This is a genomic window from Phytobacter sp. MRY16-398, from assembly GCF_003925915.1.
Lineage (GTDB): Bacteria > Pseudomonadota > Gammaproteobacteria > Enterobacterales > Enterobacteriaceae > Phytobacter > Phytobacter diazotrophicus.
In genome coordinates, this window is the sequence record NZ_AP018756.1 from 2,390,392 (window position 1) to 2,406,175 (window position 15,784).

Here is a 15,784-nt window from a genome sequence, read left to right on the forward strand (position 1 = left end):
GGTGAGTGGTTCATTAACTGCCCGCACATCCGGGCGACAGGCGCGGTTGTGCTGCAATGGAGGGAGTAGGCCATGTCGTCGATAGCCAACTGGTCATACACCGCTAAGGCAACTATCTGGCGAAAGCTTGCCGGGAAAGACGAGAACGGCGATCCGCTGGGTTATGCGGAACCAGAGATCATCTTATGTGATTATGAGGGCGGTCTTTCGAAGCGCATAGGTAGCCTTGGCACTGAAATTGTCGTGAAGAATACCATCTGGACAGAGGCACTGGCAGCGGCAGGTGATTACCTGCTGATTGGCGAGTCGACAGAAACGGACCCGGTCAGAGCTGGCGCTGACGAAGTGCGGCAAGTTATCCGTTATGCCGATACTTTTGATCGCCTCGCGGATGACTTCGCGATTATTACAGGAGTCTGATATGGGTGTTAAGGTGAAAGGGATTCAGCAGGCCAAGGCTAATCTGAACCGTATCATTGATGACATTCAGGGGAGAAAAGTTGTTCGCGGAATTCAGTCTGCCTTGCTCATCGTTGGCGCCCAGGCGGCGATTTATACTCCTGTAGATACTTCAACACTTCTCAACAGTCAGTTTTGCGAAATAATGGTGAACGGAACACGCATCACCGGGCGGGTAGGCTATTCAGCAAACTATGCTGCATATGTCCACGCTATGCCGGGCAAACTCAAAGGTCAGCCTCGTGCGCACTTCGGTAAAACCAGAGAAGGGCAGGAGTTCGGCGGCGGTACGGGTACTGGCAACTATTGGGACCCGCACGGCGAACCTCAGTTTCTGACAAAGGCAGGTAACGAGACCAGAGACCAGATTGACGCCGTGATGCGCAAGGAGCTGTCGCTATGACACCCATGATGCATGAGCGCGTCCGTAACATGTTCGGCGACGCCGGGCTTACAGACGGTTTCACGGTGCAGAAGCTTTTATACGACGACCCTGGAGACCCGTCGACGGCGGTCATGGTATTCAGGCCAAACGGTGGCTCATCAATCAGGAATGCGCTGGGCTCTGATTATTACGTCCTGGTCGATGTTGTCGGCGCGAAGGACAAACGCGGCGATGCGCTTAGTGCAGTTCAGCGCATTGTTGATTATGTCCAGGCCAACCCCATGGCTGATGAGTGCGTCGGCTATATCCAGAATATGGGCTCAATTCCCGCGCCGGTGCTTACAGAAGAAGGGCGAATAGTTTTCCGTCTCCAGTTCGTTTGCACTTACGGTGATTAGCCAATCCCAACCAAATAACCCGCTACGGCGGGTTTTCTTTTATACGTCAAAGAGGAGTTTCACATGGCTGATTGCCAGAACTCAAACGAGCGCCTGTTCGGTGGCGCGGTCGTGCTTGAAGTCGCTGACGGCTGCCCGGATGTCAAACCGCTTGAATCTGAGTGGAAGTCTTTAGCTGCGGGCACGTCGAAGGGTTTCGACTTTAACCCGAACAGCGTGACCAGTGATGCAGATGACGGCGGCGGTTATGTCGAAACCATCATCACCAACAGTGATTTCACTCTTAGCTTTGAGGGTGAGGTTCGCAAAAAGGATAAGCTGGATCAGTACGGCGTTGGCCGGTACATCGCTTATTTTGCTGGTGAGCTTAAGGCCAAGCGTCAGCCCGGTCTGTGGGTGCGCATGGATTATGGCCCGGTTGAGTTTATCGGTTATATGAACATCACGGCGCTGAGCTCTGACGGTGGTACCAACGACATCGTGACGTTTTCTACTGAGTTCAAAGTCGGCGATGCGAGCACTATCGAAGTGAACGAAGTCACCGATATCCCTGTGACTGGCGTGACGCTTACCCCGACAACCAGCACCGGGGCTGCAGGCGGTACCAGCACGTTTACGGTGAATATCGCCCCGGCCGATGCCAGCAACAAAGGCTTCACCATTGCTACGACTGACGCAACGAAAGCCACAGCAACTGTGTCCGGGAATACAGTCACGGTCACCCGTGTTGCGACGGGTACCGCGCAAATCGTCGTTAATACCGTCGAAGGCAACAAGGTTGCCACGCACACCGTTACCGTCAGCTAGCGGCTATTACAAAGGGCGGCGCGCTGCCCTTGATAATAATCGTTCACGGAATGGCCTATGACAGCATTAAAAGAAATTGGCGAAATCGGCATCAGTGATAGCCGGGAAGGAGGTAAAGATTTCCTGCTGCGCCCCTCATTCGCTGCGATGGCCCGCCTGGGCGAACCGGCCGAGATTGTGAGGATTTACGGCACCGTCAATGGCAGCGATGCGCAGCAGTTGCTGGTGGCTTGCGTAGGGGCGCTGAAATGCATTCCCGCCTGGGTGTCGCCATCATTCAATCTGCTGGCTGATCGTCTGCTATCGGCGGCGATGCATGTTATGCAGGCATGCTGCGAAGAAGACCTGACCGCCATTATCGGCGAGTGGAAAGGGTGGTCACGCTATGTCGTGTATCGGCCCGGTATGATGCCCCGTAATGACATTGTTGTGATGGCACAGCAGTTACTGCAGCATGGCGTAATAGGCAAAGCGAAGGTGCGCCGGCTGCAGCGCCACGAATCAGGTGAAACGACGAGCGAGTTCAGGGCGTTCGATTACATCAGCGCCGCGCGCTCGCACTTTGGTATGGGCCGCGATGAGGCCGCGGCGTTGACTATGACAGAGTTTCAGCTCCTGCTGGCCGCCAAATACCCTGATCAGAAAGGGTTTACACGTGAGGAGTACGACGCGGTAGCCGAAGATTACATGGCAAGAAAAACGAGACGATTGGCGAATTGTAGTGATAGTGGACTATAGTATGAACCTCTCAATATCTTTTAGCACCTCACAAAAGAAGTACTAGAGTTCATTCTGATTCACTTAGTTTCATCTTGATCAAATATGAGTAATGGTATTAAATGAACAAACACAACTACTGTTGTTTAAAGTGTACTTACTACATGTAATGCACTGTAATTTTATGCACTACGTTAAGTGCAGGCATTCTGAGGGCTTCACTATGAGTCACGCACTGAGAAAGACGGATCGTTTGTACATTCCGCCCCGTGACAAAAACACCAAGGCGGCACCACGAGCGGCTATGGATGAAAACTGCAGTCATGCAGAACAAGTTAAAAATGCATTTGACTTTGGTTTCACTCGATATGAGGGAGCCATGGAAGAACTGTCTCGCGTCTAAGTAGGTGCTCATGGCTGAGATTGTTGAGGGTGTAAATTATCTTTCTGTCGATGATTTGATTAGTATTAACAGACGGTTAATTGAAACCCAAACGCCAAACGAACAAATTGGCGTCTTAAGCGAAAACAATCTCAGTTCATCGCAGGCACGACCAAGCATGGTTAGATGGTATGAGCAGACGGATGATATGTTTAAATTAGCCGCAGCTCTCATTGAAAGCATCATACAAAATCACCCCTTCGCAAACGCTAACAAACGTACTGCTATGATGGCTGGTTACATCTTCCTTTTACTTAACGGCTATGAACTTACAGCTCCAGGGGAAGAGGTTGTCATAATCGCCGAAGGTCTCGCGAAAAAAGAGTATGATGCAGTGGACTTGGAGAATTGGCTTTGTCACTGGTCACGAACCTACGACGCCAGGCAACTTTGTGTCCAGACGATGATAGTTGATGCGATTAACTTAAATCCGTAGTTGGCGTTCTATAACCGCTTCTTAAAAATTAAACCCGCTCCGGCGGGTTTTCTGCTTTCTGAACCCAACAAACCATCATCTCCGTTGCGCTTGTGCTATTCCTGGGTAGGATGTGATCACTTTTACCGATGGGGATAGGGATATGAAAAGAGTTCTGGCAATCGTGCTTTCTATTTTGGCTGCACCAAGCTTTGCAAATAATGATGTATCAACCATTTCATTAGCTAAAGCAGCGGTCACAAAGATATTAGAAACACGCTACAAGCCAGATGAATGCGCTAAATGGAAAATACTAGCATCAGCAGGATCCATCTCTCAGGCAAATGCCTTAGCAAAATGTGATAACGACTTTAATCCCGGTTACGGCTTGGATTTTAGCTCGGTCGAAGTAAAAAGAACGGATAACTTTGATTCAGTGTGCGGCATCGTTAGCGGTAGAACAGAGCTTAGCCGCATAGGTGCGCGCTTCGTTTACGATGTCAAATCAGGCAGCGTAACGCTGAAACCTTCTAAATACCCTATGTACTCACTTGCATCATCAGGTGAATTCGGTAAAAACCAAATTAATTTAGAGAACAAACAATACGAATTGGTATACAGCTCGAAGTGTAAGTAACCAATTTTTATAAAATCAACCTCGCTCCGGCGGGGTTTTTTATTGCCTGGAGAAAAGTAAATGACTGAACAGAACGCAGGCAGTATCGTTTATGACATCAGTGCAGATGTGCTGCCCTTGCTAGAAGCCGGCCGCATGGCCCAGGATGCCCTGGATAAAATCGACACTGCGGCCAGAAATTCCGGTAAAGGTCTTAATTCCATCGATAAATATGCAAGTGACGCAGGGAAGGCGCTGGATGGACTAAACAAGTCGTTTATCGAAGCAAGCAAAGATCTGGACAGCGTAAGCGACTCATCGTCTTCTGCCGGGCGCTCTCTGGATGAGTTGACCGCGTACGTGAAATCGATAGACACCGCATCACGTTCATCCAGTTCTTCGTTGAATGCTATTGCTCGCGCGATGCAAGAGGCAAAATCGGGTGCAAGCGGTGTTGGCAGTGAATTTAGCCGTGCGCAGGCCTTAATTGAGGGGCTCGGAAACCAACTGGCTGTGCTCGAAGAAGCGCAGGAAGGTTCAGCTCGTAGCGCGGCAATTCTTGCTGCTCAGTTACGCGCCGGATCATCAGCAACAGAAGAAGAAAAACAGAAAATAGGTGAGTTGACTGGCCGGCTGTTTGACATGAAGAACACCACGGATACCAGCTCGAAAAGCCACGGCAATTGGAAAACCACCATGCAACAGGCTGGTTATCAGGTGCAGGACTTTATCGTCCAGGTACAGGGCGGCCAATCCGCGCTGGTGGCATTCAGCCAGCAGGGCTCTCAGCTTGCTGGTGCATTTGGGCCTGGCGGCGCGGTGATCGGCGCTATCATTGCACTGGGTTCGGTATTGACTGGTGTTCTGATTACTTCACTAAATGGCGGTAAAAATGCCATGGATGCGCTGAAAGATGCCGCCGAAGCCATGGATAAGGTAATCACCATTTCATCTCAGGGGGTGGCAGCACTCTCTGATAAATATGCCGCGCTTGCCAGAACTAATGCCGAAGTGGCTACACTTATGCGTAATCAAGCATTGCTTGAATATAACCAGGCAATCGCCAAGATACCGAAAGCCATCAGTGACGCTGCTGACTCCTTTGTTACACTTGGCGACAGAGCAATGGCTGCTTTCGGTGGAGCATCGCCAAGTATCAAAAAATTCAATGATGAGCTCGCGGGTCTTAAAATCACTACCGATAACTGGAGTGAGGCAATTACTCAGGCTAACAGTCTGGGCCAGTATGCATCTGGAGTGACTAATTCTCTCTCTGCAACCGTAAATACTCTTGCCAGTAGGTTTGGCATCAGCCAGCAGGCTGCATTTGATCTTGCCAAACAGCTTTCTGATTTGAGTAAAAACCCTTCTCCTCAGGCCCTGCAAGACCTTGCCCTAAAATTACAACAACTGAAATCATCTTCAACAGATGGGCAAGATTCAATAAATTCACTGGCAGAGAAATTGATTAGCCTTGCCGCTGCGGCTGGAGAAGCAAAGTTAAGAGTTGATGGGTTAAAGGCGGCTACTGATAACCTGACATCTGGTCAGAAAGGTTTAATCAAGCAGTCTGAGCGCAACCTGGAATTATCCAAAAAACAGGGGGCAGCCAGGGCAAAACTGCAGGCTCAATACGCTGCGGAAGATGCTGGTTTCGCGAAGGACGATCCGCATACCGTGCAGATGATGAATGATGCGGCTGCGACCTATAACAACATCGATGCGCAGAAGAAACTGGATGCCCAGAACAAGAAAGGTGCATCTCAACAAGAAAGTATCTCCCAGAAACTGGCTAACCTGAAACAGCAGTCAGAACTGGCAGCAGACAGCACTCAGCAATTAAGCCGTGAGCAGGCAATCCTTACCGCTCAGCAGTCACTTGGTAAAGGGGCCACGCAACAACAAATCGCGCAGGCTGGGCAGTATGCCGCATCAAAATGGGACGCGGCGAACGCACTGAAAGCACAAGCTGCTGCCGAGAAACTGCTGCCGGAAACGAAGGAAAACGCGTCCTATAAACAGGATATGCAAGACCTGAAAACGGCCCTGGATGCGAAGAAAATCACGCAACAGCAGTACGACCAGACTAGCGAGCAGCTCGAGCAACAGCATCAGGCTAATATTGCGAAAATCCGCTCACAACAGGCAGTGACGCCGTTGCAGTCGGCGGCCGGAGAGGTCGATCCTGTGCAGCGCTTGGCAAACCAGCATGCACAGGAACTGGCACTGATCCAGCAGTTTGAGCAGCAGGGTGTACTGACGCATGAGAATGCGCTGGCGCTTCGTAACGCTGCAGATACGCAGTACGAACAGCAGCGCATCGCCGCGCAGTGGGAAATTTATCGTAACCAGAGTCAGGCGAATGAACTGTTGGCGTCTTCACTTGAAGGATTGCAAAGTGGTGCGTCGAGCGCGTTAACCGGGCTGATTAACGGCACGCAGAGTTTGCAGGAGGCGTTTGCCAATATTGGTTCAACGATACTCAACAGCGTAATTACCAGTCTTGTTCAGATGGGCATAGAGTGGGTTAAGGCTCAGTTGATGGGACAGGCCGCAGCCGCAGCGTCGCTGGCGTCCACAATGGCCCAAGCTACTGCGGCTGCTTCTGCATGGGCACCCGCTGCAGTCAGCGCATCAATTGCAACGTATGGTAGCGCGGCGGCTGTTGGGCAGGCTGCCTACGCCGGTTCTCTTTTGTCTGCAAAGGGTATGGCGCTTGCGGGTGCCCGTTATAACGGCGGCCCTGTTTCGGCAAACTCAATGTACCGTGTAGGTGAGGGCGGGAAGCCTGAAATCTTCAAAGCCAGCAATGGCAGCCAGTACATGATTCCTGGTGACAATGGACGGGTGATCAGTAATAAGGATATCGGCAATTCAGGCAGTAACGGAGGCTACACCGTGTTCAATGTGGCGTTCAACATCCAGACCACGAACGGTATCGACGACGCCACCATGCAGAAAATGGCCGGAATGATGAAACAGGTCGCCCTCTACCAGATAAAAGACCAAAGCACTCGCCCCGGCGGCATGCTTCAACCCCGCAAATAACAGGAAGTACCATGCCAGAAACTTTCACATGGATCCCCCAGACGGGATTCACGGGCGAGCGTACGCCTGATGTAGCCGTCGTGAAGTTAGGCGATGGCTATGAACAGCGTCAGGTAAAGGGTATCAACCCACTTTTGGGGAAATACCCGCTGACGTTTATTGGTTATGACGATTCGAAATGCGTGAGGCCAAATGTGGCAAAAGCTGTGGATGCTTTTCTCAGGGCTCGCATGGCCGTTGAATCGTTCTACTGGACGCCACCTGATACTGGGGTGCAAGGGTTGTATGTGTGCCGTTCATGGTCGATGCAGAAGAACAAAGGCGTTTACACGTTAACCGGAACATTTGAGCAGGTGCCGCGATGAGAGACATACCAGCAGAACTAATCATCGAGAGTGTTGATGCCGGTGTTGGCGCAATGCTAGACCTGTTTGAAGTCGACCTCCAGTCGTTCGGAGGCGATGTTATCCGCTTCCACGCAGGAACTAACGGTTATTACAACGATGTCATCTGGCAGGGGCGCGCTTACTCGGCCTATCCGATCGCTGTAGAAGGCTTCGAAGTGAAATCGGAGGGGACGTACTCGCGCCCGACGATGAAGGTAGCGAACATAACCGGGCTGATTACTGGCATTAACCACGATTTCGATGATGCGCTGGGCGCGGTGGTGACTCGCCGACAGGTGCTGGTTAAGCATCTGGATGCGGTGAACTTCCCGAACGGAAACGCTGATGCAGATCCTACCATGGAGGCTGTGTCGCGCTACGTCATTGAGGAAATGGCCGAAGAGACGTTCGAGACTGTCACCTACAACCTGGCCACGCCCGTGGACTGCGATAATGCCATTATCCCGGCGCGCACCATTCTCGCCGACGTGTGCCAGTGGGTGTATCGCGGCGATGGTTGCGGCTATTCCGGCGGCGCGGTGGCGGATGAGAAGGATAACCCAACCTCTGACCTGTCACGCGATAAGTGCTCTAAGCATCGCAGCGGGTGCCGTATGCGCTTCCCTAAACCGAGTTCGCTGCCATACGGCGGCTACCCCGGCTCCTCAAAGGTGTCCTGATGCTTGAAACTGAATGCCTGGCCTATGCCACCTCATCGGGCGATGAAGTATGCGGCCTAATTATCGACGGCGACCGCCTGTGGCGATGTCGTAACACGCATCCGGATCCAGCGCGAAACTTCCGGATTGATGACAGAGACTGGTTTGAAGCAGAAGCGGCGGGAGAAATCACCGCCGTTTTTCATTCTCACCCTGAGCCAAAACTGGTGCTGTCTGGCGCAGACCGAACGGCACAACTTGATACGGGTATTGAATGGTGGTTGGCCAGTGGCGGGAAACTACGTAAGTTTCGCCCGGTACCGCATCTGCTTGGCCGCCGGTTTATGCATGGCGAAATGGACTGTTACACGCTCTTTCGCGATGCCTATCACCTTTGTGGAATCGACTTGCCAGACTTTGAGCGAACCAATGGTTGGTGGTTGCGCGGCGAAAACCTGTATCTGCAGAACATCGCGGCCAACGGCTTCTATGAGGTTGATATGAACGCCATTCAGCCAGGTGACGTAATCATCCGGCGGGCGTTCCCTGAGTGCGACCCATGCCACGCGATGATCTGGCTTGGTGACAATACCATTTTGCACCACGAAGTGCACGGCAGGCTTAGCCGCCGCGAGCCGCTGCGACAGATTCACGTCCCTCTCATTCACTCCATCTGGAGACACGAACAATGCTCACTTTTGGATTTGCGGGGAATTTACGACGACATTTCCGCCAGATCGCAATGAATGTCGACACGCCAGCGCAAGGGCTTCGTCTCCTGTTGGCTCAGTGTCCGGCATTCAAGCGCGACTTTTATAACACGCGCATTCGCATGCGCATCAATGGCAGTGACGTCTGCGGTGAAAACCTTGAATTCCACATGAACCGCCGTGTCAAAGACGGCACGCGCGTGCTGATTGTCCCGGTAGTTGAAGGCTCAATTTCAGCCGTAGCCGCTGCATGGATCATGGTTGCCGTCTCTGTCGCTTCGGTGGCGTATTCGCTTTATATGACTTCGCACATGAAGACAGGTACGTCAGCGGACCAGGACACGAACTCTATCACTAACAACTCATTTACCAGTGCGGAAAACCGAGTCGGTCAGGGACGTCCTGTACCGCTACTGCTTGGTGAGATGGTTGTGGGCAGTAACGTAATTAGCCTTGGTATCGACACAACGAACAACCAGGACTGGAATATTTCGATCAGTTAGGGTGATGATATGGGATCAGGTGGCGGTGGCGGCAGTACACCAAAATTAATCGACGACAACCTTAAATCTAAGCAATTCCTCCGCGTTCTGGACCTCATCAGTGAGGGACCAATCTACGGTCCTGTAGACCAGCATCATCTTTCCTCATTTATGCTGAACAAAACGCCAGTCACCGATGCCGCGGGCAATGTGACCATCAATGGTGTCAGCGTGGCATGGCGACCGGGATCAGCAACACAGACGCCAGTCACTGGCTTCTCGTCCATTGAGGCGACGACGGTTGTTAATGCTGATGTAACTCAGGCAACTCCACTCGTCAGAACGGTAACTGATGCTGATGTTGATCGCGTGCGCATGAATATTGGCGTGTCTGGTCTTGTCCGTCAGGACACGAAAGGAAACCAGCATGAAACTGCTGTGACTATGGTGATCGAAACCCGCGCTGCAAATTCTGTATGGCACGTTCAGAAGACAGTGACCATCAGCGGGAAAATATCCGGGGAATATCTTGAGGCACATCTTTTTGATGCACCAGACACCAAGCCATTTGATATTCGTCTTCGCCGTATCACAGAAGACAGCAGTAGTGACCTGCTGTCTAACGGTACCGTGTGGAACAGTTTTACTGAAATCACCGATGACAACCTGTCTTATCCATACGCAGCTGTAGCTGGTTGCGTGGTGGACCGTGATCAGTATACAGACACGCCAACGCGCACGTATCACCTGCGCGGCCTGATTGTCGACGTTCCTGATAACTACGACCCGGTTGCCCGCACCTATGCCGGCATCTGGACTGGTGGTTTTAAGTCATCATGGACCAATAACCCAGCATGGATATTCCGTGCGCTGGTCAAAAATTCCCGCTATGGGCTCGCTAAGCGCGCAGGTTATGTTGATGTTGATGATGGTAGCCTGTATGTCCTTTCACAGTTCTGCGATCAGCTTGTCGACGATGGTTACGGTGGCCAGGAGCCACGCTTTACATTGAACGCCTATATCACCGAGCAGAAGAGTGCCCGAGACCTGCTGGACGACATAGCCGGAATGTTTCGTGGTATTGCATTATGGGATGGCATGCGCTTCTCAGTAATGTTGGATAATCCCCAGGACCCGGTGGCTTCTATTGCGAATGCTAACGTGGTTGACGGGCTGTTCACTTATAGTTCGATGAAGCGATCAGAGCGTTATAACGCAGTGGTCGTATCCTGGACTGATCCAAATAACGGATGGGAACAGGTAAAAGAATATGTCTCAGACGATGAGATGATTGATCGTTACGGCTACAACGAAACGACGATGGAGGCTTTCGGCTGTACTTCCCGTGGACAGGCGTTTCGCACCGGAAAATGGATGCTGGAAACCGCCAGACGTGAGACTAAAAAAGTCACTTTCAAGATGGCGCGCGAAGCAATCCGTTTTCTTCCTGGCGACATCGTGGAAGTGATGGACAACAATTACGCGGCAACGCGCCTCGGTGGGCGCATCATGTCGCATGCTGGCGCAACCATCATTGTTGATACTGACATTTATGAGTTGGCTGGCGGTGGTGATTCGATGTCGCTGATGGGATCGAACGGCAAATTCGCTAAGTATGAGATAGACAGCGTGGATGGTCGCCTGGTGACCCTTAAAAAGGCTCCTGTCTGGGTGCGCGACGGTACCGTATTTGTCATCACTACCGGGGCGGTGGCGCCTCGACTGTTCCGCATCATGGGTATTTCTGAGGACGATAACAACTCCGTTTACAGTATATCAGCCACGCTGCATGACCCAAATAAACAGGCCATTGTGGACGAGGGGGCTGTATTTGAGATCCCTAATGATACGCTGAATGGGTACCGGGTCCCCAACGTCGAAAACCTGCGCATCATCAACACAAATAGCGAGACTGTTCAGGTAACGGCTACGTGGGAAACGGCCACCACAACGAAAAAACTGGTGTTCGAACTGTATGTTTACGCCGCGAACGGCGCAGTTGTTGCTCAGTTTGAAACAGAGCAGTTCCGTTACGAGTTCTACGGACTCAACGCCGGGAGCTACACGCTTGGTGTGCGAGGAAGAAATGAAAACGGGATGAAAGGTGCGGAAACGCAGGTCAGTCTGATTATTGGCGCGCCCATGGCACCTAATTCTGTTCAATGGATTCCGGGACCGTTACAGGCAACGCTGGTTCCTGTTATGTCGGTGACGGCAACGACAGACACTTCGTTTGAATACTGGTATGCAGGCGAGACGCCGATCCCCCTGACGAATGATATGGAGGACAACACACAATTCCTCGGGCGCGGTAATCAGTGGACCATTCAGAACCTCAAATTTGATCACATCTATTATGTGTATGTGCGGACACGTAATGCATTCGGCGTTTCTGCGTTTGTTGAAGCATCAGGCAAACCGACTGAGGATTTCAGCGACATTACCGACGCCATTCTGGAGCAGATCAAGGATACCGAACTGTTCAAGGATCTGATTGAAAATGCCGTGGAGGGCAGTGAAAAAGTTGCTGAACTGGCAGAGGCGGTCAGTCAAAACGCCGACCAACTGGCGGCGGCAGTGGGCGCGAACCGGCAGACGGCAGAAGCCATCATTGGTAATGCCCTGGCCATCGCTGATGTTGTAGTGAGGCAGTCGGCGCAGAACGGGGCGAACAGTGCAACGTTCACCCAGTTGCGGGAGGTCATCGCAACCGAAACACAGGCCCGCGTTACGGACGTGACGCGCCTGGAGGCGAAAACCGACCAGAACGCGGCACAGGTAACGCAGCTCACGCAGGCGCTGTCTGACGAGACTCAGGCCCGCGCGACGGCGGTTGATACGCTGACGGCACAGACGGAGGACAATACCGCTAACGTAACGCAGCTCACACAGGCTGTGTCCACGCTCGACAGCGCTACCGCGTCCCGGTTCGACGAACTGTCAGGGAAAACGGCTAATGCTGCTGGTGGGGTGCAAAACACGGCGGTGGCGCTGATTCAGGAGACGCTGGCGCAGGTCAACACCCGAATGACGCTCAGTGTTCAGTACGGTGCAAACAGTGCCGGTATCCAGCGTGTTGATAACGTGATGGTGGACGCGAGCAAAGCTGTCGCTGAGTCGCTGAAAACCCTGGATGCGACCGCTGGCGGCAATGCCAATATCACGGACTTCGCAAAAACGATGTCTGATTTTACGCAGACCTCTGCAACGAAAATCAACTCACTGAGCGTCACGGTAAACGGCCAGACTGCGGCAATAACCACTAACGCCCAGGCAGTAGCAGATATCAACGGCAACCTGAACGCGATGTACAGCGTCAAAGTGGGCGTGGATGTGAATGGCGTGCAGTACGCGGCAGGGATGGGGCTGGGTGTTCAGAACACTCCTTCTGGCATGCAGTCACAGGTTATTTTCCTTGCTGACCGCTTCGCGGTTATGTCTCAGGCTGGTTCAGCCGTCACGCTGCCGTTTGTTATTCAGAACGGTCAGACATTTATTCGTGCCAGCTTTATTCAGGACGGTACTATTGAGAACGCCAAAATCGGCAACTATATCCAGTCTAACAACTATGTGGCCGGCTCTGCCGGATGGAGACTTGATAAGGGAGGAATGTTTGAAATTAACGGTGTGGGCGGTGGCGGTAGGATGTTGATATCCAGCACGCTCATTCAAATATACGACAGCAACAACGTGCTGCGCGTCAGAATGGGGTTATGGTAATGCCACAGGGGTTACAATGCTGGGACGGTGCAGGGCGCATTGCCGTTGATTTAAGTGATTATGCAATCCGATATATTGGGAGTGCTTCTGTAACATTTGCAGCCGGAGAAATGACAAAAGACGTTTCATTTCCCGGCATAACCCAAGCCGGATCATTTATATCTATTTTGACGTCTTATGACTTGGTTTCAAACGAATATTACTGCCGTGCATATGATGGCGGCTTTACTGTATTTTATTTGCCGACCACTGGCAGTCCCGGATTTACTTTTACTGTCGAGGTTTATAACTTTCAATGAGCGGATTTGAAGTTTACAACGGTTCCGGGAAGTTGCTCGTTGACTCACAAAACAGATCTACACTTTTTTATGATCAGCGCTTGATAGGAGCCGTAACCGATAAGGGTTTTTATCGTGTAGATAGCCCATTTGGTGACGGAAGTACGCTGGGTCACACCCAGCAACAATTCTGGAATGACGGATCTTTAAGGTGGTTGCAACTGGATGCAAATAAGTATGGTTTGCCCGGTGCCAATCTTCTTGAGGACAATGCGGGAAGAATGATACGCACAGCGAGAAACATTGGAATGCAGAGCGGCTATCTTGATGTTTTCGACAGCAGCGGCTCTCTTATCTGGAGCGCAGCATCAGCATCAAGCATGCCAAGAGTGGTTGGTTTTTTTGACGTGCCAGCGAACTACGATCTGCAGAACAATACCTTAGCTATAAACCTCACCTTTAACCCGTGGATCCTGATTAACAACTGCCCTGGAAATATCACGACTGATGGCATTGTTGGAGGATATTCTGGGATTGTTCTAAAATGGACAGGCTCACAACTGCAAGGAAGGTATATATCAAAGAATCAGCGCAGTTGGAGCCAGACAATTCAGGGGCGTGGTTTACGAATTCCCATTGCTCAGTTTGTTGGGATTTGATGCTGGCGGAACGCGAGGGTATTGTGTTGCGAGCATGTCTTGTCTAACGCCTTTTCCCGATTCAAAGCGGTATATCACATCGAGCTTACCCGTTTTCTGGTAACAAATATTACTGAGTCGCTTATTAATATGGCGGCTGAATATTCCATTGCTGGTGTCTGAAATAACGTTTAGTTCTCTCGTAGCACAGTTAATATTTACGTGAGTCTCACCACTGAGTGATAACCTGGCCGCATCCACCGGGTAATCCATTTCGAAAGCGTAACTTCTGTCATTAGCAGCACAGCCCGTCAGCAGCAGTGCGACGGCAATTACTCGTTTCATTTCAACATTCCTGTATTTACTGGAATATCCATTTTATTTGAGTTTAAAAAATAGTCAGATTGGTGCTGGCGATCAATTCTACATTATTGATCGCCATAAACGATCATTATTAACGTGAGGTAGTTCATGATTTACACAACGGGCACTATTGCTATTGCCGGAAACTCGTTGACTGGCACTGGCACAAATTTTACAGCGGCAGGTTCGCTCATCCGGGTTGGGTGCTCGTTGATTTCCCTGACTACACCGCCACAGGTGTTCCAAATAACGGCAATCAACAGCGCCACCCAGCTCACCGTAACGCCAGCGGCAAACCCGGCAATTGCAGCGGGTACCGCTTATGCCATCCTGCTGAGTGATTCGCTGAGCGTTGACGGACTGGCTCAAAATATCGCTGAGACGCTGACGCTGTATCAAAAAAATATGAGCGGTTTCGCCGACGTGATGAATGCGTCTGGTGACGTCACTATCACAACAAACGGTGTGGCCGTCACGGTTCCCGGCCAGAAGTCACTGGCAAAAAAAGGGGCTAACTCAGATATCACTTCTCTGAACGGGCTAACAACACCGCTCAGCCAGGGGCAGGGTGGGACGGGATTAGCAAACCCATTCGGTACCACCCCCGGATCGTTTTGTCCGGGAAATGATAACCGTCTGAATACAGTTGAAGGCAAAACCGGTGGAACCATCAGCGGTAGCGTTTATTTGAGATCTGCATCTCCTGCTGTAGCCCCCGCTGCTGGCACAGAAACAGTTACACCGTTAACCAGCTCAGGCTGGAATAGTGGTGTGTATAACGGGGCACAGTTCCTGTTTCACGGCCTGGCTGTCCAGGGCGCGGGGTCTAAGGCGGTCATTGCTATCCAGCCGACGTCGAGTTCAGGTTATACCAGGTATCTGTTTGATCAGTTCGGTTCGGCAACAGCCCCCGGGACGTGGATTTCAAACTCTGACGAGCGTCTGAAAACTCAAATCGAACGCATTGCGGAACCGCTGGAAAAAATGAAGATGATCCGTGGTGTTTCGTGGAAACGTCTGGACGGTGTCTCGCCTGGCATCGGGTTCATTGCTCAGGAGGTTCAGTCCGTATTCCCGGATAACGTTTTTGTCACTGGCAACAGAGAACTGGACGACGGTACCGTAATTAAAGACGTATTAAGTCCTGACACTGCTGGTGTGGCAGCAGCCCTGCATCATGAGGCCATCCTTGCATTAATGGCGCAGATTGACGCACTGACGACACGCGTTGCTGAACTGGAACAAAAAAATCCGGCGTGAC

At 51.5% G+C, this 15,784-nt stretch carries 18 protein-coding genes; 17 read left to right on the plus strand and 1 reads right to left on the minus strand.

Annotated features, from left to right (window positions below; genetic code table 11):
- The first annotated feature begins 72 nt into the window (after positions 1–72).
- The 16 genes from MRY16398_RS11685 (at position 73) to MRY16398_RS11760 (ending at position 14,181) form a co-directional block, all read left to right on the plus strand.
- Positions 73–420, plus strand: coding sequence for a hypothetical protein (locus MRY16398_RS11685; protein ID WP_125124406.1), 348 nt, complete (start codon positions 73–75; stop codon positions 418–420).
- 1 nt (position 421) lies between these two features.
- Positions 422–862: an HK97 gp10 family phage protein gene (locus tag MRY16398_RS11690; protein WP_125124407.1), complete on the plus strand. Its 441-nt coding sequence runs from the start codon at positions 422–424 to the stop codon at positions 860–862.
- Positions 859–1,242, plus strand: a complete 384-nt coding sequence (locus MRY16398_RS11695; protein ID WP_125124408.1) for a phage tail termination protein — start codon at positions 859–861, stop codon at positions 1,240–1,242. The genes MRY16398_RS11690 and MRY16398_RS11695 overlap by 4 nt, the downstream gene beginning before the upstream one ends.
- A gap of 63 nt (positions 1,243–1,305) precedes the next feature.
- Positions 1,306–2,049 (plus strand): Ig-like domain-containing protein, encoded by a 744-nt coding sequence (locus MRY16398_RS11700; RefSeq protein WP_125124409.1) that lies wholly within the window; start codon positions 1,306–1,308, stop codon positions 2,047–2,049.
- A gap of 57 nt (positions 2,050–2,106) precedes the next feature.
- Entirely contained in the window at positions 2,107–2,787 is a 681-nt protein-coding gene (locus tag MRY16398_RS11705; protein WP_125124410.1) for a DUF6246 family protein, read from the plus strand.
- Positions 2,788–2,989: 202 nt separating this feature from the next.
- Entirely contained in the window at positions 2,990–3,169 is a 180-nt protein-coding gene (locus tag MRY16398_RS11710) for a hypothetical protein (protein WP_125124411.1), read from the plus strand.
- A 10-nt stretch (positions 3,170–3,179) separates the two neighbouring features.
- Positions 3,180–3,644, plus strand: a complete 465-nt coding sequence (locus MRY16398_RS11715) for a type II toxin-antitoxin system death-on-curing family toxin (RefSeq protein ID WP_125124412.1) — start codon at positions 3,180–3,182, stop codon at positions 3,642–3,644.
- A gap of 142 nt (positions 3,645–3,786) precedes the next feature.
- On the plus strand, positions 3,787–4,260 hold the full coding sequence (locus tag MRY16398_RS11720) for a hypothetical protein (protein WP_125124413.1): 474 nt from the start codon (positions 3,787–3,789) through the stop codon (positions 4,258–4,260).
- 60 nt (positions 4,261–4,320) lie between these two features.
- Positions 4,321–7,287, plus strand: a complete 2,967-nt coding sequence (locus MRY16398_RS11725; protein WP_125124414.1) for a coiled-coil domain-containing protein — start codon at positions 4,321–4,323, stop codon at positions 7,285–7,287.
- Positions 7,288–7,298: 11 nt separating this feature from the next.
- Entirely contained in the window at positions 7,299–7,652 is a 354-nt protein-coding gene (locus MRY16398_RS11730) for a phage tail protein (RefSeq protein WP_125124415.1), read from the plus strand.
- Complete coding sequence (locus tag MRY16398_RS11735) at positions 7,649–8,353, plus strand: phage minor tail protein L (protein ID WP_125124416.1); 705 nt, start codon at positions 7,649–7,651, stop codon at positions 8,351–8,353. The genes MRY16398_RS11730 and MRY16398_RS11735 overlap by 4 nt, the downstream gene beginning before the upstream one ends.
- Positions 8,353–9,078, plus strand: a complete 726-nt coding sequence (locus MRY16398_RS11740; protein WP_125124417.1) for a C40 family peptidase — start codon at positions 8,353–8,355, stop codon at positions 9,076–9,078. The genes MRY16398_RS11735 and MRY16398_RS11740 overlap by 1 nt, the downstream gene beginning before the upstream one ends.
- A complete protein-coding gene (locus tag MRY16398_RS11745) occupies positions 9,021–9,545 on the plus strand; it encodes a tail assembly protein (RefSeq protein ID WP_125124418.1) in 525 nt (174 codons plus the stop codon). The genes MRY16398_RS11740 and MRY16398_RS11745 overlap by 58 nt, the downstream gene beginning before the upstream one ends.
- 9 nt (positions 9,546–9,554) lie before the next feature.
- Positions 9,555–13,244 (plus strand): phage tail protein, encoded by a 3,690-nt coding sequence (locus tag MRY16398_RS11750; protein WP_125124419.1) that lies wholly within the window; start codon positions 9,555–9,557, stop codon positions 13,242–13,244.
- On the plus strand, positions 13,238–13,543 hold the full coding sequence (locus MRY16398_RS11755) for a hypothetical protein (protein ID WP_232034397.1): 306 nt from the start codon (positions 13,238–13,240) through the stop codon (positions 13,541–13,543). Before MRY16398_RS11750 ends, MRY16398_RS11755 begins: the two co-directional genes overlap by 7 nt.
- Positions 13,540–14,181: a hypothetical protein gene (locus MRY16398_RS11760; RefSeq protein WP_125124420.1), complete on the plus strand. Its 642-nt coding sequence runs from the start codon at positions 13,540–13,542 to the stop codon at positions 14,179–14,181. The genes MRY16398_RS11755 and MRY16398_RS11760 overlap by 4 nt, the downstream gene beginning before the upstream one ends.
- Here MRY16398_RS11760 and MRY16398_RS11765 read toward each other — a convergent pair.
- Positions 14,146–14,505, minus strand: a complete 360-nt coding sequence (locus MRY16398_RS11765) for a hypothetical protein (RefSeq protein ID WP_125124421.1) — start codon at positions 14,503–14,505, stop codon at positions 14,146–14,148. The two genes, MRY16398_RS11760 and MRY16398_RS11765, sit on opposite strands and share 36 nt — an antisense overlap.
- Before the next feature lie 126 nt (positions 14,506–14,631).
- On the opposite strand from MRY16398_RS11765, the gene MRY16398_RS30900 reads away from it, so the two are divergent.
- On the plus strand, positions 14,632–15,783 hold the full coding sequence (locus MRY16398_RS30900; RefSeq protein ID WP_232034399.1) for a tail fiber domain-containing protein: 1,152 nt from the start codon (positions 14,632–14,634) through the stop codon (positions 15,781–15,783).
- Position 15,784: the final 1 nt, after the last annotated feature.